General features: G+C 68.7%; 21 protein-coding genes. 19 read left to right on the top strand and 2 right to left on the bottom strand.

Annotated features, from left to right (window positions below; all coding sequences use genetic code 11):
- The first annotated feature begins 56 nt into the window (after positions 1-56).
- The 6 genes from SK095_RS06295 to SK095_RS06270 all read left to right on the top strand — a co-directional run bounded on the left by SK095_RS06295 (position 57) and on the right by SK095_RS06270 (position 4,749).
- Entirely contained in the window at positions 57-1,055 is a 999-nt protein-coding gene (locus SK095_RS06295; protein ID WP_320548283.1) for a sulfate ABC transporter substrate-binding protein, read from the top strand.
- A 98-nt stretch (positions 1,056-1,153) separates the two neighbouring features.
- On the top strand, positions 1,154-1,972 hold the full coding sequence (cysT, locus tag SK095_RS06290) for a sulfate ABC transporter permease subunit CysT (RefSeq protein WP_320548282.1): 819 nt from the start codon (positions 1,154-1,156) through the stop codon (positions 1,970-1,972).
- 10 nt (positions 1,973-1,982) lie between these two features.
- A complete protein-coding gene (gene cysW / locus SK095_RS06285) occupies positions 1,983-2,858 on the top strand; it encodes a sulfate ABC transporter permease subunit CysW (RefSeq protein ID WP_320548281.1) in 876 nt (291 codons plus the stop codon).
- Positions 2,859-2,861: 3 nt separating this feature from the next.
- Positions 2,862-3,845, top strand: a complete 984-nt coding sequence (locus SK095_RS06280; RefSeq protein WP_320548280.1) for a sulfate ABC transporter ATP-binding protein — start codon at positions 2,862-2,864, stop codon at positions 3,843-3,845.
- Between the two features lie 51 nt (positions 3,846-3,896).
- A complete protein-coding gene (locus SK095_RS06275) occupies positions 3,897-4,406 on the top strand; it encodes a viperin family antiviral radical SAM protein (protein ID WP_320548870.1) in 510 nt (169 codons plus the stop codon).
- Between the two features lie 130 nt (positions 4,407-4,536).
- On the top strand, positions 4,537-4,749 hold the full coding sequence (locus tag SK095_RS06270; protein ID WP_320548279.1) for a hypothetical protein: 213 nt from the start codon (positions 4,537-4,539) through the stop codon (positions 4,747-4,749).
- Positions 4,750-4,961: 212 nt separating this feature from the next.
- On the opposite strand, the gene SK095_RS06265 is transcribed toward SK095_RS06270, so the two are convergent.
- A complete protein-coding gene (locus tag SK095_RS06265; RefSeq protein ID WP_168772518.1) occupies positions 4,962-5,126 on the bottom strand; it encodes a hypothetical protein in 165 nt (54 codons plus the stop codon).
- On the bottom strand, positions 5,123-5,464 hold the full coding sequence (locus SK095_RS06260) for a hypothetical protein (RefSeq protein WP_136490062.1): 342 nt from the start codon (positions 5,462-5,464) through the stop codon (positions 5,123-5,125). Before SK095_RS06260 ends, SK095_RS06265 begins: the two co-directional genes overlap by 4 nt.
- A gap of 275 nt (positions 5,465-5,739) precedes the next feature.
- Here SK095_RS06260 and pcaQ point away from each other — a divergent pair, with 275 nt between their 5' ends.
- The 13 genes from pcaQ to SK095_RS06195 all read left to right on the top strand — a co-directional run bounded on the left by pcaQ (position 5,740) and on the right by SK095_RS06195 (position 17,921).
- Positions 5,740-6,678, top strand: a complete 939-nt coding sequence (gene pcaQ / locus SK095_RS06255; RefSeq protein ID WP_320548278.1) for a pca operon transcription factor PcaQ — start codon at positions 5,740-5,742, stop codon at positions 6,676-6,678.
- Between the two features lie 102 nt (positions 6,679-6,780).
- Complete coding sequence (gene pcaH / locus SK095_RS06250; RefSeq protein ID WP_320548277.1) at positions 6,781-7,500, top strand: protocatechuate 3,4-dioxygenase subunit beta; 720 nt, start codon at positions 6,781-6,783, stop codon at positions 7,498-7,500.
- Positions 7,501-7,514: 14 nt separating this feature from the next.
- Positions 7,515-8,105: a protocatechuate 3,4-dioxygenase subunit alpha gene (gene pcaG / locus SK095_RS06245; RefSeq protein ID WP_320548276.1), complete on the top strand. Its 591-nt coding sequence runs from the start codon at positions 7,515-7,517 to the stop codon at positions 8,103-8,105.
- A complete protein-coding gene (zapE, locus tag SK095_RS06240) occupies positions 8,095-9,156 on the top strand; it encodes a cell division protein ZapE (RefSeq protein WP_320548275.1) in 1,062 nt (353 codons plus the stop codon). The genes pcaG and zapE overlap by 11 nt, the downstream gene beginning before the upstream one ends.
- On the top strand, positions 9,150-10,100 hold the full coding sequence (locus SK095_RS06235; RefSeq protein ID WP_320548274.1) for an AEC family transporter: 951 nt from the start codon (positions 9,150-9,152) through the stop codon (positions 10,098-10,100). Before zapE ends, SK095_RS06235 begins: the two co-directional genes overlap by 7 nt.
- A gap of 72 nt (positions 10,101-10,172) precedes the next feature.
- Positions 10,173-11,012 (top strand): IclR family transcriptional regulator, encoded by an 840-nt coding sequence (locus SK095_RS06230; protein WP_320548273.1) that lies wholly within the window; start codon positions 10,173-10,175, stop codon positions 11,010-11,012.
- Between the two features lie 148 nt (positions 11,013-11,160).
- Positions 11,161-12,018 (top strand): CoA transferase subunit A, encoded by an 858-nt coding sequence (locus tag SK095_RS06225; protein WP_320548272.1) that lies wholly within the window; start codon positions 11,161-11,163, stop codon positions 12,016-12,018.
- Positions 12,015-12,800: a CoA-transferase subunit beta gene (locus SK095_RS06220; RefSeq protein WP_320548271.1), complete on the top strand. Its 786-nt coding sequence runs from the start codon at positions 12,015-12,017 to the stop codon at positions 12,798-12,800. The genes SK095_RS06225 and SK095_RS06220 overlap by 4 nt, the downstream gene beginning before the upstream one ends.
- Positions 12,797-14,002: a 3-oxoadipyl-CoA thiolase gene (gene pcaF, locus SK095_RS06215; protein WP_320548270.1), complete on the top strand. Its 1,206-nt coding sequence runs from the start codon at positions 12,797-12,799 to the stop codon at positions 14,000-14,002. Before SK095_RS06220 ends, pcaF begins: the two co-directional genes overlap by 4 nt.
- Before the next feature lie 145 nt (positions 14,003-14,147).
- The gene (locus SK095_RS06210) at positions 14,148-15,536 is read left to right on the top strand and encodes a 3-carboxy-cis,cis-muconate cycloisomerase (RefSeq protein WP_414153873.1); all 1,389 of its coding nucleotides are present in this window, start codon (positions 14,148-14,150) and stop codon (positions 15,534-15,536) included.
- 10 nt (positions 15,537-15,546) lie between these two features.
- Positions 15,547-16,335 (top strand): 3-oxoadipate enol-lactonase, encoded by a 789-nt coding sequence (gene pcaD, locus SK095_RS06205; protein ID WP_320548268.1) that lies wholly within the window; start codon positions 15,547-15,549, stop codon positions 16,333-16,335.
- A 198-nt stretch (positions 16,336-16,533) separates the two neighbouring features.
- Complete coding sequence (gene pcaC / locus SK095_RS06200) at positions 16,534-16,926, top strand: 4-carboxymuconolactone decarboxylase (protein WP_229605133.1); 393 nt, start codon at positions 16,534-16,536, stop codon at positions 16,924-16,926.
- A 128-nt stretch (positions 16,927-17,054) separates the two neighbouring features.
- The gene (locus tag SK095_RS06195; RefSeq protein WP_320548267.1) at positions 17,055-17,921 is read left to right on the top strand and encodes a DMT family transporter; all 867 of its coding nucleotides are present in this window, start codon (positions 17,055-17,057) and stop codon (positions 17,919-17,921) included.
- Positions 17,922-17,924: the final 3 nt, after the last annotated feature.

Raw genomic sequence — 17,924 nt, 5'->3', positions numbered from 1 at the left:
CTTCACCACCCGGAATTGATCAACGTGCCAGAGCGGCACGTACAAGGAGCAACAGCATGTCCATTCGTCGTTTCGCCCTGGCTGCCATCGCCGGCCTGTCCCTCAGCGCAGCCGTACAGGCGCAGACCACCCTGCTCAACGTGTCCTACGACCCGACCCGTGAGCTGTACAGCGAATTCAACACCGCCTTCAACCAGCACTGGCAGGCCCAGGGTCACGAGGCGGTGACCATCCAGCAGTCCCACGGCGGCTCCGGCAAGCAGGCCCGTGCGGTGATCGACGGCCTCAAGGCCGATGTGGTGACCCTGGCTCTGGCCGGCGACATCGACGAGCTGCACAGGCTCGGCAAGCTGATCCCGGAGGACTGGCAGTCGCGCCTGCCGCAGGCCAGCACCCCCTACACCTCGACCATCGTGTTCCTGGTGCGCAAGGGCAACCCCAAGCAGATCAAGGACTGGGACGACCTGGTCAAGCCGGGCGTGGAAGTGATCACCCCCAACCCGAAGACCTCCGGCGGCGCGCGCTGGAACTTCCTCGCCGCCTGGGCCTACGCCCAGCAGCAGTACGGCAGCGAGGACAAGGCCAAGGCCTTCGTCGAGCAGCTGTACAAGAACGTCCCGGTGCTGGACACCGGCGCCCGCGGCTCGACCATCACCTTCGTCAACAACAACATCGGCGACGTGTTGCTGGCCTGGGAGAACGAGGCGTTCCTGGCGCTCAAGGAGCAGGGCGGCGAGAACTTCGAGATCGTCGCGCCGTCGCTGTCGATCCTCGCCGAGCCGCCAGTGGCGGTGGTCGACAAGAACGTCGACCGGAAGGGCACCCGCGAGCTGGCCACCGCCTACCTGGAGTACCTGTACAGCGAGGAAGGCCAGCGCATCGCCGCCAGGCACTTCTACCGTCCGCGCAACGAGAAGGTCGCCGCCGAGTTCGCCCGGCAGTTCCCGGCCCTGAAGCTGGTCACCATCGACAAGGACTTCGGCGGCTGGAAGGCCGCGCAGCCGAAGTTCTTCAACGATGGCGGCGTGTTCGACCAGATCTACCAGGTGCAGTGATCTCCGTCTGCTGATCGAACCCCCGGTGTCCGGCACCGGGGGTTGTTGCTTGACCACAACCCGGACGGCCTCCGGGCCACGAACCTTGCGAGGAACCTATGTCCCGCCGCACTTCCCCCGTCATACCCGGCTTCGGGCTGACGCTGGGCTACACCCTGGTGTATCTCAGCCTCCTGGTGCTGATTCCCCTGGGTGCCATGTTCGTCCACGCCGCCCAGCTCACCTGGGAGCAGTTCTGGGCCATCGTCAGCGCGCCGCGGGTGCTCGCCGCGCTCAAGCTGAGCTTCGGGGTCGCCCTGGCTGCGGCGCTGCTCAACGGCGTGATCGGCACCCTGCTGGCCTGGGTGCTGGTGCGCTACCGCTTCCCCGGGCGCAAGGTCATCGACGCGATGATCGACCTGCCGTTCGCCCTGCCCACCGCGGTGGCCGGCATCGCCCTGACCGCGCTCTACGCGCCCAAGGGGCTGATCGGCAGCCTGGCCGCCGAGATCGGCCTGAAGATCGCCTACACCCCGCTGGGCATCACCCTGGCGCTGACCTTCGTCACCCTGCCGTTCGTGGTGCGCACCCTGCAGCCGGTGCTGGAGGACATTCCGCGCGAGGTGGAGGAGGCCGCTGCCTGCCTCGGCGCCCGGCCGCTGCAGGTATTCCGCCACGTGCTGCTGCCGGCGCTGCTGCCGGCCTGGCTGACCGGCTTCGCCCTGGCCTTCGCCCGCGGCATCGGCGAGTACGGTTCGGTGATCTTCATCGCCGGCAACATGCCGATGAAGACCGAGATCCTGCCGCTGCTGATCATGGTCAAGCTCGACCAGTACGACTACACCGGCGCCACCGCCATCGGCGTGCTGATGCTGGTGGTGTCCTTCGTCCTGCTGCTGCTGGTCAACCTGCTGCAGCGCCGCATCGAAACGCCGTGAGGAGGCCGCCATGTCATCCGTAACCGTCGCCTCCGGCGCCGCACAGGCCAACGCCGCCCGCCGCGGCCATGCGCTGGGCCGCAGCCTGCTGATCGCCGGCGCCTGGCTGGCGTTCGCCCTGTTCCTGCTGCTGCCGCTGTACGTGGTGCTCGGCGAGGCGCTCAAGCAGGGCCTGGGCACCTTCTTCACCGCGATCCTCGAGCCGGACGCCCTCGCCGCGCTGCAGCTGACGCTGACCGCCGTGGCCATCGCCGTGCCGCTCAACCTGCTGTTCGGCGTCGCCGCCGCCTGGTGCGTGAGCAAGTACGAGTTCCGCGGCAAGAGCCTGCTGGTCACCCTGATCGACCTGCCGTTCTCGGTGTCGCCGGTGATCGCCGGCCTGATCTACGTGCTGCTGTTCGGCGCCCAGGGTTTCTTCGGCCCGTGGCTGCAGGAGCGCGACATCCAGATCATCTTCGCCGTGCCCGGCATCGTGCTGGCCACCGTGTTCGTCACCGTGCCCTTCGTCGCCCGCGAACTGGTCCCGCTGATGCAGGAACAGGGCACCCAGGAGGAGGAGGCCGCGCGCCTGCTCGGCGCCAACGGCTGGCAGATGTTCCGGCACGTCACCCTGCCCAACATCAAGTGGGGCCTGATCTACGGCGTGGTGTTGTGCACCGCGCGGGCGATGGGCGAGTTCGGTGCGGTGTCGGTGGTCTCCGGACATATCCGCGGCGTCACCAACACCCTGCCGCTGCACGTCGAGATCCTCTACAACGAGTACAACCACGTCGCCGCCTTCAGCGTCGCCAGCCTGCTGCTGGCCCTGGCGCTGTGCATCCTGCTGCTCAAGCAGTGGAGCGAAAGCCGTCTGACCCGCCTCAAGTCGAATGCTGCCGAGGAATAAGCCATGAGTATCGAGATCCGCAACGTCAGCAAGCGCTTCGGCGCCTTCCAGGCCCTCGACGCGATCAACCTGGACATCCACAGCGGCGAGCTGGTGGCGCTGCTCGGCCCGTCCGGCTGCGGCAAGACCACCCTGCTGCGCATCATCGCCGGCCTGGAGACTCCGGACGTGGGCAGCATCGCCTTCCATGGTGAGGACGTTTCCGGCCACGACGTGCGCGACCGCAACGTCGGCTTCGTGTTCCAGCACTACGCGCTGTTCCGCCACATGACGGTGTTCGACAACGTCGCCTTCGGCCTGCGCATGAAGCCCAAAAAGGAGCGCCCCAGCGAAGCGCAGATCAGGGACAAGGTCCACGAACTGCTGAACATGGTGCAGCTCGACTGGCTGGCCGACCGCTATCCGGAACAGCTCTCCGGCGGCCAGCGCCAGCGCATCGCCCTGGCCCGCGCCCTGGCGGTGGAGCCGAAGATCCTCCTGCTCGACGAGCCGTTCGGCGCGCTGGACGCCAAGGTGCGCAAGGAGCTGCGCCGCTGGCTGGCGCGCCTGCACGAGGAGATCAACCTGACCTCGGTGTTCGTCACCCACGATCAGGAAGAGGCGATGGAAGTCGCCGACCGCATCGTGGTGATGAACAAGGGGGTGATCGAGCAGATCGGCGCGCCGGGCGAGGTCTACGAGCAGCCGGCCAGCGACTTCGTCTACCACTTCCTCGGCGACTCCAACCGCCTGCACCTGGGCGAGGAGGGGCACATCCTGTTCCGTCCGCACGAGGTGTCGCTGGCGCGCGAGGCGCTGCCCGGCCATCTGGCCGCCGAGGTGCGCGACATCCGCCCGCTGGGCGCCATCACCCGGGTGACCCTCAGGGTCGAGGGGCAGGGCGAGCTGGTCGAGGCCGAGGTGGTGAAGAGCCATGCCAGCCTGGTCGGTCTGCAGCGTGGTGACGAGCTGTACTTCCTTCCGCGCCCCCTGGCGGCAGGAGGCTGACCAGAGCGCCAGGTCGGTCACTGGCGAGCCGGGCCCGCCAGCGCTTGCCGTATCGTCAGCCAGACCCGTGCCCTTGGCTTCAAGGTTTCGCTGATCAGCAATGGCAGCCACCTCGACCATGAGCTGCTGGGTCGACTGGCGCCGCAGCTGAGCTGGCTGGGCATCAGCATCGACTCGGCCTGTCCGGCGACCAATCGCGCCATCGGCCGTGTCGACCGCCGCGACCGGCTGCTCGACCTGGATGACCTAGCGACCGGCCTGGCCAATGCTCGCCAGACCAACCTCGGCCTGCGCCTCAAGTTCAACACCGTGGTCAACCGGCTCAACCATGGTGAGGATCTCGGCCCGCTGATCCGCCGCCTCGCACCGGACAAGTGGAAGGTCCTGCGCATGCTACCGGTGGTGAGCCAGGACCTGGTCGTCAGCGACCGCCAGTTCACTGCCTTCGTCGCCCGTCATCACGCCTGCAGCCATGTCCTCTGTGCCGAGGACAACCAGGACATGCGCGAGTTCTACCTGATGGTCGATCCCACGGGCGTTTCTTCCAGAACAGCCCGCTGATCGCCGGGCAGAGCTTTGCCTACAGCCATCCGATCCTCGAGGCTGGCGCCGAGGCGGCCTTTGCCCAGATGGCCTTCGACCCCGAGCGCTTCAGTTCCCGCTACAGCCCGGCGCTGGCAGGAGAGGGCGCATGAAATACTGCTCGAACAAGGAAGTCGACCGGCTGATCCGCCAACTGGTCAGCCAGGGCTGGGGTTTCCGGCGTGGCAGCAAGCATGGCCGCCTCACTCCTCCGAGTGGTTGGCCGACCCTGACCGTTTCCAGGTCGCCCAGCGACTGCCGCAGCCTGCAGAACTTCCGCCGTGACCTGCGCAGCGCCCAAGTGGGCGTCAATGGTGAGTGACGTCATAGGGCCGTCATGGCAGCGTGATTGGCGTTAAAGCTCTTTTAAATCATGCTGTTAGGAGTTGCTTGATCCCGTCCATCATCGGCGCAACGCTGAAGCGGCGGGACGGTTCAGGCCGCGTGGTTTCTGGGGTTGAGCTAGGTTTTGAGGTGTTCACAGCGGTGTGCATTTCCGGGGTTTTTTGGGTGTTTCCGGGTGTTTTTTGAAGGTCAGTGGTAAAATTTACCACCTGAAAAATCAGATTTACCACCAATCTCGAAGGACTGCCGCATGGCCACCATCCGTACCCGGAAGAACAGGGACTCCTCCGGCGGCAAATCTGGACGGGTGAACAGCGGGTGGAGCACACCGTCGAAGTCGAGAAACAGGATCATGGCTCGTCGTCATCGAACATGTGGAGAACCCAGCGCTCGCGCTTGAGCGTCGACATCGCGTAGCCGAAGCAGGACTTGCACAGGCGCATGCCCTCGGCCTCGCCGTCGCGCCACTGGGCCTGCAGGACGCCATGGCCGGTCTCGGCGGTGCTGGCATCGCACACCTCGCAACGCACGACCTTCGTCAACCGCAGCGCCGCGCCATCGTTCGGGTCGCGCTCCACCTCCAGGGTGTCGCCCATCGCCAGGCCGGCGGCCTGCAGAAGATCGTCGGGCAGCTCCAGGATTACGTCGCCGCTGCCGTCGCCGGCGTCACGGCAAGTCACTTTCCAGCTCATCTCAGCCCCTCCGGTGCCCGCGTCGCTCCAAGATCAGCAGAGCCTGCTGGCCCTTGCCGACATGCGCCAGGGTGAATCGCCAGCGCCAGATTATTTGCCTGCGCGACGGAGGCGCTGACGTCGGGGCGTTGCCAGCGTGTACCTGCTGAGCGCCACGTTCAAAGCCTTGTTAATCGTCAGGAGTAGCATATCCACAGGTCATGTGGAGTGCTTGCCTCAATAGTGACGTTGCACGGAGTATCTAGGCCATCCTCCCTTAGCGATGAATAGCCGTCTTGAACATCGATAACCGCATCAAGTTCCGCCACCTCACCTGCTTTCTGGAGATCGCCCGCCAGCGCAGCTTCGCCCGCGCCGCCGACAGCCTGGCGGTGAGCCAGCCGGCGATCTCCAAGACCCTCAAGGAGCTCGAGGAGATACTCGACCACCCGCTGTTCGAGCGCGGCAAGGGCGGCGTGGTGCTCACCCCGGCGGGGGAGACCTTCCTGCGCTACGCCGGCCCTTGCGTGCAGGCGCTGCGCGACGGCGTCGGCGTGGTGCGCGGCCATGCGCCGCAGGCGCTCGAGGTACGCGTCGGCGCGCTGTCCACGGTGGAGAGCCAGCTGCTGCCCGAGACCATCGCCCTGCTGCACGCCCGCCACGGCGCGTTGGTGATCCAGGTCGCCGGCGGCTCCAGCGCCCAGCTGCTGGCCCAGCTCAAGGTCGGCGAGCTGGATCTGGTGGTCGGGCGGATGACCGACAGCCCGGAGATCCAGGGCCTGACCTTCGAGCACCTGTACAGCGAATCGATGACCCTGGTGGTGCGCGCCGGCCATCCGCTGCTGGCGCTGGGCGAGGGCGCGCTGGCGCGCCTGGCCGACTATCCGCTGGTGCTGCCGCCGGCCGGCACCACCATCCGCAAGTACGCCGACGCCCTGTTCGTGCAGTGGGGCGTGCCGCCGGCCGCGCAGCGCCTGGAAACCCTGTCCATCGCTCTCGGCCGCCGCTACGTGCTGGGCAGCGAGGCGATCTGGGTGGCGCCGCAGGACGCGGTGAGCCAGGACCTGGCCGACGGCGTGCTGGCCGAACCGGCCCTCGGCATCCGCGAACCGGGCGGCTCCATCGGCATCTGCTCCAGCAGCGCGCGGCCGCTGCCGCTGGCGGCGCAGTGGTTCTGCAGCGTGCTGCGCGAGGTGGCCGCCGAGCGCAGCGGGGAGGGCACACATAACCAATAGGTTATGAACCAAACAGTACAATTCAATTTCCTCGCGGCGGGGAGCCGGGCAGACTGAACTCACTCAGATCCGCTCCGACAACTCCAACAAGAGGAACGCAGCATGCACGACGCGGAAAACAGCCGGTTCGTCACCCGTGACCGCAACTGGCAGCCGAAGGCCTACACCCCCGACTACAAGACCTCCGTGCCGCGCTCGCCGCGCCAGGCGCTGGTGAGCATCCCGCAGTCGATCTCCGAGACCACCGGTCCGGACTTCTCGCACCTCAAGCTCGGCAAGTACGACAACGACCTGCTGCTCAACTTCAACAACGGCGGCCTGCCGGTGGGCGAGCGCATCATCATGTTCGGCCGCGTGGTCGACCAGTACGGCCAACCGATCCCGCACACCCTGGTGGAGATGTGGCAGGCCAACGCCGGCGGCCGCTACCGCCACAAGAATGACCGCTACCTGGCGCCGCTCGACCCCAACTTCGGCGGTGTCGGCCGCACCCTGACCGACGCCAACGGCAACTACTTCTTCCGCACCATCAAGCCGGGTCCCTACCCGTGGCGCAACGGCCCCAACGAGTGGCGTCCGTCGCACATCCACGTGTCCATCGCCGGCCCGTCGATCTCCACCAAGCTGATCACTCAGATGTACTTCGAGGGCGATCCGCTGATTCCGAAGTGCCCGATCGTCCGCACCCTCGCCAACCCGGACGCCGTGCAGACCCTGATCGGTCGCCTGGACATGAGCATGGGCACGCCCATGGACAGCCTGGCCTACCGCTTCGACATCGTGCTGCGCGGCCACCGCAAGACCCACTTCGAGAACCAGTGAGAGAGGAGCCGACCATGAATTTCGACCTGCTGCCGGAAACCCCTTCGCAGACCGCCGGCCCCTACGTGCACATCGGCCTGGCCCTGGCCGCCGCCGGCAACCCGACCCGTGACCAGGAAGTCTGGAACGAGATGGCCAAGCCCGGCGCCGCCGGCGAGCACATCGTGCTGATCGGCCGCGTGTTCGACGGCAACGGCCACCTGGTGCGCGACTCCTTCCTCGAGCTGTGGCAGGCCAACCACGAGGGCGTCTACGACTGCGCCTACGACCTGGAGAAGCCGTTCAACGGTTTCGGCCGCACCGCCACCACCTTCGACGCCGGCGAGTGGACGGTGCAGACCGTCAAGCCGGGCGCGGTGGGCAGGCAGGCGCCGCACATCAACGTGTCGCTGTTCGCCCGCGGGATCAACATCCACCTGCAGACGCGCATCTACTTCGAGGACGAAGTGGCGGCCAACGCCGCCGATCCGGTGCTCAACCTGATCGAGGCGGTGGAGCGCCGGCAGACCCTGATCGCCAGGCGCTGCGAGGTGGACGGCAAGACCGCCTACCGCTTCGACATCCGCATCCAGGGTGACAACGAGACGGTGTTCTTTGACTTCTGAGTCCCCTGGCAACCCGCTGTACCGACAGGCCGCCGCGCAGCTCGCCGCGCGTGGCCTGTCCCTGGACGGGGCGCAGCACCAGGCCCTGACCCGGCTGGCCGACTGGCTGCAGGCACGCCTGCAGCCGTCGGCCTGGCGCCGTCGCGCGCCGGCCGGCGCCTATCTGTGGGGCGGCGTCGGGCGCGGCAAGAGCCTGCTGCTGGACAGCCTGTTCGCCGCCGCGCCGCTCACAGCCAAGCGCCGCGTGCACGTCCACCAGCTGCTGCAGGAGCTGCAGCAGCGCCTGCTGGTCCACAGCGGCCAGGCCGATCCGCTGGCGCGGGTCGCCGCCGAGCTGGCCGGCGAGGCGCACCTGCTGTGCTTCGACGAATTCCACGTCCACGACATAGGCGACGCCATCCTCCTCGGCCGCCTGCTGCAGCAGCTGCTGAACGCCGGGACCATCCTGCTGTTCAGCTCCAACTACGCACCTGCGCAGCTGTGCCCCAATCCGCTCTACCACAGCCGCTTCAGGCCCTTCGCTGAACTGCTCGAGCGCCACTGCCTGGTCGTCGAGATGGCCGCCGGGGTGGACTACCGCCCGCTCAGCGACCGCCACTGGGGCCACTACCTGCAGGCGCCGGAGGCCGGGCTCGAAACGCTGCTGGCCGAGCGCCTGCAGCTGGTCATGCCGGCAGCGCCGCTGGCGCTCGGTCCGCGGCAGATCCAGCCGCTGGGGCAGGGCAGGGAAGTGTTGTGGCTGTCCTTCTCCGAGCTGTGCCAGCGCCCGCTGGCCAGCGCCGACTATCTCGACCTGTGCCGGCGCTTCGCGCGCCTGGCGGTCAGCGGGCTGCCGGAGCTGGCGCGCTGCTCGGCGGACGCCCAGCAGCGCCTGGTCAACTTCGTCGACATCGCCTACGACGCCGGCCGCGAGCTGCTGCTGCATGGCGAACAGCCGCTGGAGGCGCTGTGCGCCGGCGTCAACCACATCGATTTCGGCCGCACCCGCAGCCGCCTGGCGCAGCTGCGCCGGCTGACGGCGGCCGACCACAGGGAGTATCAGGCATGCTAGCCGTGCTCGGCGTCACCGCGCCGATCTTCATCCTCATCGCCCTCGGCTTCCTTTCCGTGCGCGGCGGCCTGATCGACCGCGGGCAGATCCGCGGCCTGGGCGCCTTCGTCATCAACTTCGCCCTGCCGGCGCTGGTGCTGCGGGCGCTCAGCGAGCGCAGCCTCGGCGAGGTGCTCGACGGCCCCTACCTGCTGGCCTATGCGCTGGCCTCCCTGGCGGTGTTCGCCGGCGGCCTGGCGGTGGCGCGCTGGCTGCGCGGCCAGGACCTGTCGGCCAGCGCCATCCTGGCGATGGGCATGTCGGTGTCCAACAGCGGCTTCATCGGCTATCCCATCGTGGTCATGGTGCTCGGCCCCACGGCGGCGCTGGCCTTGGCCCTCGGCATGCTGGTGGAGAACCTGCTGATGATTCCGCTGGCCCTGGCGCTGGCCGAGATCGGCCAGCAGTCCGGCGTCCGCGGCCGGGCGCTGGCCCGGGAAACCGCCCTGCGCCTACTGCGCAATCCGATGATCGGCGCCATCGCCCTCGGCTTGCTGCTGTCGCTGCTGGAGCTGCGCCTGCCGCCGCTGCTGTTCCGGGTGGTGGACATGCTCGCCGGTGCCTCGGCGCCGGTGGCGCTGTTCGTCATCGGCGGCACCCTCTACGGCCTGCGGCCGCGCGGCATGTGGGCGGACGTCGGGCAGACCGCCCTCGGCAAGCTGGTCCTCCACCCGCTGGCGCTGCTGGTCGCCTTCGTCCTGGTGCCGGACATCGATCCGCAGCTCAAGGTGGCCGGCCTGCTGTTCGCCAGCGCACCGATGATGAGCATCTACCCGATCCTCGGCCTGCGCTTCGGCCTCGAGGAACGCTGCGCCGCCGCGCTGGTGGCGGCCACCGTGCTGGCCTTCGTCACCATCAGCACGCTGATCGGCGTGCTCGGGCAGGCGGGCTACCTGCAGACCTGAGTGATGCGGTTTGCGATTATCGGACCTCGGTTCGATAATCGACTGAACTTTCCCGCCCACCCCGGAGGCCCCATGAGCGATCTGCAACCCACCCCGTCCGGCCTGGCGCCGCCGCCGCAGCAGCTGGCCGTCGAGCAGATCAAGGCGTTCAGCGGCGATCCCAACTTCATGTCCTCGCTGGCGCGCGGTCTGGCGGTGATCAACGCCTTCCAGGAGCGCAAGCGCCACCTGACCATCGCCCAGATCAGCCACCGCACCGGCATCCCGCGCGCCGCGGTGCAGCGCTGCCTGTACACCCTGATGCAGCTCGGCTACGTCGCCACCGACGGGCGCACCTACGCGCTGCTGCCCAAGGTGCTGACCCTCGGCCATGCCTACCTGTCGTCGACGCCGCTGGCGGTGTCGGCGCAGCCGTTCCTCGACCGCATCAGCGAGCAGCTGCATGAGGCCTGCAACCTGGCCACCCTGGAGGGCGACGAGGTGCTCTACATCGCCCGCTCGGCGATTCCGCAGCGGCTGATCTCGGTCGACCTCAGCGTCGGCAGCCGCCTGCCGGCCTACTGCACCTCGATGGGCCGCATCCTCCTCGCCGCGCTGGACGACGACAGCCTGCGCGCCTACCTGGCGCGCGCCGATCTCAAGCCGCGCACCAGCCGCACCCTGCACACCCCCGAGGCGCTGTGGGAGAACCTGATGCAGGTGCGCGAGCAGGGCTGGTGCATCGTCGACCAGGAGCTGGAGCAGAGCCTGCGCTCGGTGGCCGTACCGGTGCGCGACGCCAGCGGCCAGGTGCTGGCGGCGATGAACGTCAGCAGCCACGCCGGCCGGGTCAGCCGCCAGGAGCTGGAGACGCGCTTCCTGCCGGCGCTGCTGGCGGCCAGCAGGGAGCTGGGCGCGCAGTTGTGGCGCTGAGGTGCGCGGCCATTGGCGGTTGAAGAACGGTCCGATTATCGAACAGATCATCGATTATCGGATTGTTCTGCAGGGCTCGCTTCCCTACTGTTGACCCACAGCCCGGCGCGATGCGCTGGACGACGTCAACCGAGCAAGAGCACAGCCAATGGCCGAAATCCTCACCCTGCGCGAAGCCGTCCAGCGCTTCGTCAACGATGGCGACACCGTTGCCCTCGAAGGCTTCACCCACCTGATTCCGACTGCCGCCGGTCACGAGATCATTCGCCAGGGCAAGAAAGAGCTGACCCTGGTGCGCATGACCCCCGACCTGATCTACGACCAGTTGATCGGTTCCGGCTGCGCCAAGAAGCTGATCTTCTCCTGGGGCGGCAACCCCGGCGTGGGGTCGCTGCACCGCCTGCGCGACGCGGTGGAGAAGCAGTGGCCGCACGCCCTGGAGATCGAGGAGCACAGCCACGCCGACCTGGCCAACGCCTACGTCGCCGGCGCCTCCGGCCTGCCGTTCGCCGTGCTGCGCGCCTATGCCGGCTCCGACCTGCCCAAGGTCAACCCGCTGATCAAGTTCATCAACTGCCCGTTCACCGGCGAGCAGCTGGTCGCGGTGCCGAGCGTACGTCCGGACGTCACCGTGATCCACGCGCAGAAGGCCGACCGCAAGGGCAACGTGCTGGTGCAGGGCATCCTCGGCGTGCAGAAGGAAGCCGTGCTGGCCGCCAAGCGCGCCATCGTCACCGTCGAGGAGATCGTCGACGACCTCAACGCGCCGATGAACGCCTGCGTGCTGCCGACCTGGGCGCTGTCCGCCGTCTGCGTGGTGCCGGGCGGCGCCCATCCGTCCTACGCCCACGGCTACTCCGAGCGTGACAACCGCTTCTACCAGGCCTGGGACCCGATCGCCCGCAGCCGCGACACCTTCACCGCCTGGATCGACACCTTTATCCGCGGCACCGCCGATTTTTCCGAATTCAAGGCCAAGCTGGCCGCGCAGCAGGAGGCCCAGTGATGAGCTACACCACCAATGAAATGATGACCGTGGCCGCCGCCCGCCGCCTGAAGAACGGCGCCGTGTGCTTCGTCGGCATCGGCCTGCCGTCCAAGGCCGCCAACCTGGCGCGCCTGACCTCGTCCCCGGACGTGGTGCTGATCTACGAATCGGGCCCGATCGGCGCCAAGCCGAGCGTGCTGCCGCTGTCCATCGGTGACGGCGAGCTGGCCGAGACCGCCGACACCGTGGTGCCCACCGGCGAGATCTTCCGCTACTGGCTGCAGGGCGGGCGCATCGACGTCGGCTTCCTCGGCGCGGCGCAGGTCGACAAGTACGGCAACATCAACACCACCGTGGTCGGCGACTACTCCGCGCCGAAGGTGCGCCTGCCCGGCGCCGGCGGCGCCCCGGAAATCGCCGGCAGCGCCAAGGAAGTGCTGATCATCCTCAAGCAGGGCCACCGCAGCTTCGTCGACAAGCTCGACTTCATCACCTCGGTCGGCTTCGGCGAGGGCGGCGACCATCGCCAGCAGCTCGGCCTGCCGGGCAAGGGCCCGGTCGGCATCATCACCGACCTGTGCATCATGGAGCCGGAAGCCGGCACCAACGAATTCGTCGTCACCGCCCTGCACCCGGGCGTGACCCGCGAGCAGGTGATCGAGAACACCGGCTGGGCGATCCGCTTCGCCGCCGACGTGACCGTCACCCCGGAGCCGACTGCCGTCGAACTCGACGCACTGCGCGCCCTGGAAGCCCGCACCGCGGCCGCCCACGGCGGCCAGGTCGGAGGTGAGGCATGAGCCGCGAAGTCTACATCTGCGACGCCGTCCGTACGCCCATCGGCCGCTTCGGCGGCGGGCTGGCCGCGGTGCGCGCCGACGACCTCGGCGCCATTCCGCTGAAGGCCCTGCTCGAGCGCAACCCGCAGCTCGACCCGGCGGCCATCGACGACGTGTTCTACGGGTGCGCCAACCAGGCCGGCGAGGACAACCGCAACGTGGCGCGCATGTCGCTGCTGCTCGCCGGCCTGCCGCCGAGCGTGCCGGGCGTGACCCTCAACCGTCTGTGCGCCTCGGGCCTCGACGCGGTGGGCAGCGCCTTCCGCGCCATCGCCCTCGGCGAGATCGAGGTGGCCATCGCCGGCGGCGTCGAGTCGATGAGCCGTGCGCCCTATGTGATGGGCAAGGCCGATAGCGCCTTCGGCCGCAGCCAGAAGATCGAAGACACCACCATGGGCTGGCGCTTCGTCAACCCGCTGCTGAAAGCCCAGTACGGCGTCGAGGCCATGCCGCAGACCGCCGACAACGTGGCCGAGGACTTCGGCATCTCGCGCGCCGACCAGGACGCCTTCGCCTTGCGCAGCCAGCAGCGCGCCGGTCGTGCCCAGGCCGAGGGCTACTACGCCGAGGAAATCGTCCCGGTGGTGATCAAGGGCAAGAAGGGCGACACCGTCATCGACAGCGACGAGCATCCGCGCCCGGACACCACGCCGGAAGCCTTGGCCAAGCTCAAGCCGGTCAACGGCGAGGGCAAGACCGTCACCGCCGGCAACGCCTCGGGCATCAACGACGGCGCCGCCGCGATGATCCTGGCTTCCGCCGAAGCGGTGGCCAAGTACGGCCTCAAGCCGCGCGCCAAGGTGCTCGGCATGGCCAGCGCCGGTGTCGAGCCGCGCATCATGGGCATCGGCCCGGTGCCGGCGGTGCAGAAGCTCTGCGAGCGCCTGAACCTGGCAGTCGCCGACTTCGACGTGATCGAGCTCAACGAAGCCTTCGCCGCCCAGGGTCTGGCCTGCATGCGCGAGCTGGGCATCGCCGACGACGACGCGCGGGTCAACCCGAACGGCGGCGCCATCGCCCTCGGCCACCCGCTGGGCATGAGTGGCGCGCGCCTGGTGCTGACCGCCGTGCACCAGCTGGAGAAGTCCGGCGGCAAGCTGGGCCTGGCCACCATGTGCATTGGCGTCGGCCAGGGTCTGGCGCTGGCCATCGAGCGCGTTTGACGGCCAACGCGGAGCAGGGGAGTGGCGTAGGGTGGAAGACTCGCGCAGCGATCTTCCACCACGCCCCGCGCCATTGGTGGGAACTGCCTTCGGCAGTTTCCCACCCTGCGGCTGCGCTGGACCCCGCCGTGCTCCGCTGCCAACCTTGGTCCTATCCCCACGCTCACAGGATGAAACCGTCTTGAGCAACCAACTGTTCGATGCCTACTTCACCAGCGCGCCGATGCGCGCGGTGTTCTGCGACCAGGGCCGGCTGCAGGGCATGCTCGACTTCGAGGCCGCGCTGGCGCGTGCCGAGGCGGCGGTCGGGCTGATCCCGGCTTCCGCCGTAGCGCCCATCGCCGGGGCCTGCCGCGCCGAGCTCTACGATATTCCCGCGCTGGCCACCGCCATCGCCAGCGCCGGCAACTCGGCGATCCCGCTGGTCAAGGCCCTCGGCCGGCAGATCGCCGCCGTCGACGCCGAGGCCGAGCGCTACGTGCACCTCGGCGCCACCAGCCAGGACGCCATGGACAGCGGCCTGGTGCTGCAACTGCGCGCCGCCATCGACATCTTCGAAACCGAGCTGGCCGCGCTGGCCGACGACCTCGCCGCCCAGGCCGAGCGCCACGCCGCCACGCCGCTGGCCGGGCGCACCTGGCTGCAGCACGCCACCCCGGTGACCCTCGGCATGAAGCTGGCCGGCCTGCTCGGCGCGGTCACCCGCCAGCGTCAGCGCCTGGCCGAATTGAAGCCGCGCCTGTTGGTGCTGCAGTTCGGCGGCGCCGCCGGCACCCTGGCCGCGCTCGGCGAGCAGGCCCTGCCGGTGTCCGAGGCGCTGGCCCGCGAACTGGACCTGACCTTGCCCGAGCAGCCCTGGCACACCCAGCGCGACCGTCTGGTCGAGTTCGCCGGCTGGCTCGGCCTGCTTGCCGGCACCCTCGGCAAGCTCGGCCGCGACCTCAGCCTGCTGATGCAGACCGACGTGGGCGAGGCGTTCGAGCCGGCCGCGCCCGGCAAGGGCGGTTCCTCGACCATGCCGCACAAGCGCAACCCGGTCGGCGCCGCCGTGCTGATCGGCGCCGCCACCCGCGCGCCGGGGCTGGTCGCCACCATGCTGGCGGCCATGCCGCAGGAGCACGAGCGCAGCCTCGGCCTCTGGCATGCCGAGTGGGAAACCCTGCCCGAGCTGTGCTGCCTGCTGTCCGGCGCCTTGCAACAGGCGCGCCTGCTGCTGCCGGGGCTGGAAGTCGATGCCGCGCGCATGCGCGAGAACCTCGACCTGACCCGCGGCCTGGTGCTGGCCGAGGCGGTGAGCATCGCCCTGGCCCAGCGCATCGGCCGCGAGCGCGCCCACCACCTGGTCGAGCAGTGCTGCCGCCAGGCGGTCAACGACGGTCGCCACCTGCGTGCCGTGCTCGGTGAGCACGCCGAGGTTGCCGCCGAGCTGTCCGCCGCTGAACTGGATCGCCTGCTCGATCCGTCCCATTACCTCGGCCTGGCGCAGAGCTGGGTCGCCCGTGCCGTGGCCGAACACCGCGCCACCCACCGCTAAGGAGTCTTCCATGCCGACCGTGCAACTCGCCGATGGCGCCCTGAACTACCAACTGGACGGCCCGGCCGGCGCGCCGGTGCTGGTGCTGTCCAACTCGTTGGGCACCGACCTGCACATGTGGGACGCGCAGATCCCGGCGTTCGCCAAGGAGTTCCGCGTGCTGCGCTTCGACACCCGCGGCCACGGCGCATCGCTGGTCACCGAAGGCCCGTACAGCATCGAACAGCTCGGCCGCGACGTGCTGGCACTGCTGGATGCGCTGGACATCCAGAAGTTTTCCTTCTGCGGCCTGTCGATGGGCGGCCTGATTGGCCAGTGGCTGGGCATCAACGCCGGCGCGCGCCTGGAGAAGCTGGTGCTGTGCAACACCGGCGCGAAGATCGGCACTGACGAGGTGTGGAACACCCGCATCGACACCGTGCTGGCCGGTGGTCAGCAGGCCATGCGTGACCTGCGCGACGCCTCCATTGCCCGCTGGTTCACCGCCGAGTTCGCCAGCGCCCAGCCGGCCAAGGCCGAGCCGATCGTCGGCATGCTGGCGCAGAGCTCGCCGCAGGGCTACGCCGCCAACTGCGCCGCGGTGCGCAACGCCGACTACCGCGAGCAGATCGCTTCGATCACTGCGCCGACCCTGATCGTCTGCGGCAGCCATGACGCCGTCACCACCCCCGAGCACGGCCGCTTCATGCAGGAGCGCATTGCCGGCGCCGAGCTGGTCGAGTTCCACGCTGCGCACCTGTCCAACGTCGAGGCCGGCGATGCCTTCACCCAGGCGGTGCTGGCGTTCCTCAGGAAGTAAGTACGGGCGTAGGGTGGACAACGCGCACAGCGCTTGTCCACCAACGGCCACGGTGGGCAAGGCTGCGCCGTTGCCCACCCTACAAGATACAGCCCGCCTGACCGGGCGGGGCGGGGCGCCGCACTAGTGCACCCGCCACCATAATCATCAGGCCAGCCACCCGCGGGTGAGCAGGCCGAGCCTCTCACGGAGCCAGCGATGGACGAGAAACAACGCTACGAAGCCGGCATGCAGGTGCGCCGCGCGGTGCTCGGCGACGCCCACGTCGACCGCAGCCTGAAGAACATCACCGAGTTCAACGGCGAGTTCCAGGAAATGATCACCCGCCACGCCTGGGGCGACATCTGGACCCGCCCGGGCCTGCCGCGCCACACCCGCAGCCTGATCACCATCGCCATGCTGATCGGCATGAACCGCGAGGGCGAGCTCAAACTGCACCTGCGCGCCGCGCGCAATAACGGCGTGAGCCGCGACGAGATCAAGGAAGTGCTGCTGCAGAGCGCCATCTACTGCGGCATCCCGGCGGCCAACGCCACCTTCCATCTGGCCGAGGAAGTGTGGAACGAGCTGGGCGTCGAGTCGCTGGAGTGACGGAGGCGGGGCGGTGGCCGGGAGGTGGAACGTATGGTTAATAAGTTAACATTGCCCCCTGTGCCCGCCGCCGTCCGCCCGGACGGGGCAGCACTCCCTGCCTACCTGACCAGGAACCTCCTTTCCGGATGACCATGTCCCGCCCGCTCAAGGGCATCCTGCTGACCTGCGCCGCGGTGTTCGCCTTCGCCTCGCTGGACAGCCTGTCGAAGTACCTCACCGCCTTCAACAGCGTGCTGATGATCCTCTGGGTGCGTTATCTGGCGCAGACCTTTCTGCTCGCCGCCTGGCAGCTGCCGCGCCACGGCCTGCGCGTGCTCAAGGTCAATTGCCCGGGCCTGCAGGTGCTGCGCGGCCTGTCGCTGCTGTCGATCAGCCTGTTCTTCCTGTTCGCCCTGCGCTACCTGCCGATCGGCGAGGCCACCGCGGTGCACTTTCTCACCCCGCTGCTGGTGATCCTGCTGGCCATCCCCATGCTCGGCGAGCGCGCCAGCCTGGCCCAGTGGCTGCTGGTGGCGGTCGGCTTCGCCGGCGTGCTGATCATCGTGCGCCCCGGCGGCGGCCTGCTGACGCCGGCCATGCTGCTGCCGGTGGCCTCGGCCTGCAGCTATGCGATCTTCCAGCTGCTGACCCGGCGCATCGGCACCCGCGACAGCGCCGCCACCACCAACCTGGTCACCGGGCTGGTCGGCGCCACCTGCCTGACCCTGCTGCTGCCGCTGTTCTGGAGCGGCCTGCCGGCCTGGCCCCAGCTGCTGGGGATGCTCTCCCTCGGGGTGATCGCGGTGACCGGGCACATGCTGCTGACCGTGGCTTTCCAGTACAGCTCGCCGGTGCTGCTGGCGCCGTTCAGCTACCTGCAGATCTTCTTCGCCGTGCTCTATGGCTTCCTGCTCTTCGACCACGCGCCGGACTCCGGCGCTCTGCTCGGCATGGGCGTGATCGCCCTCAGTGGCCTGGGCAGCGCCTGGCTGCAGGCCCGCCGCCACGCCTGATCC

It is taken from the genome of Pseudomonas sp. AN-1 (genome assembly GCF_034057115.1).
GTDB lineage: Bacteria > Pseudomonadota > Gammaproteobacteria > Pseudomonadales > Pseudomonadaceae > Geopseudomonas.
This window is presented reverse-complemented; position numbering and strand designations above follow the sequence as displayed.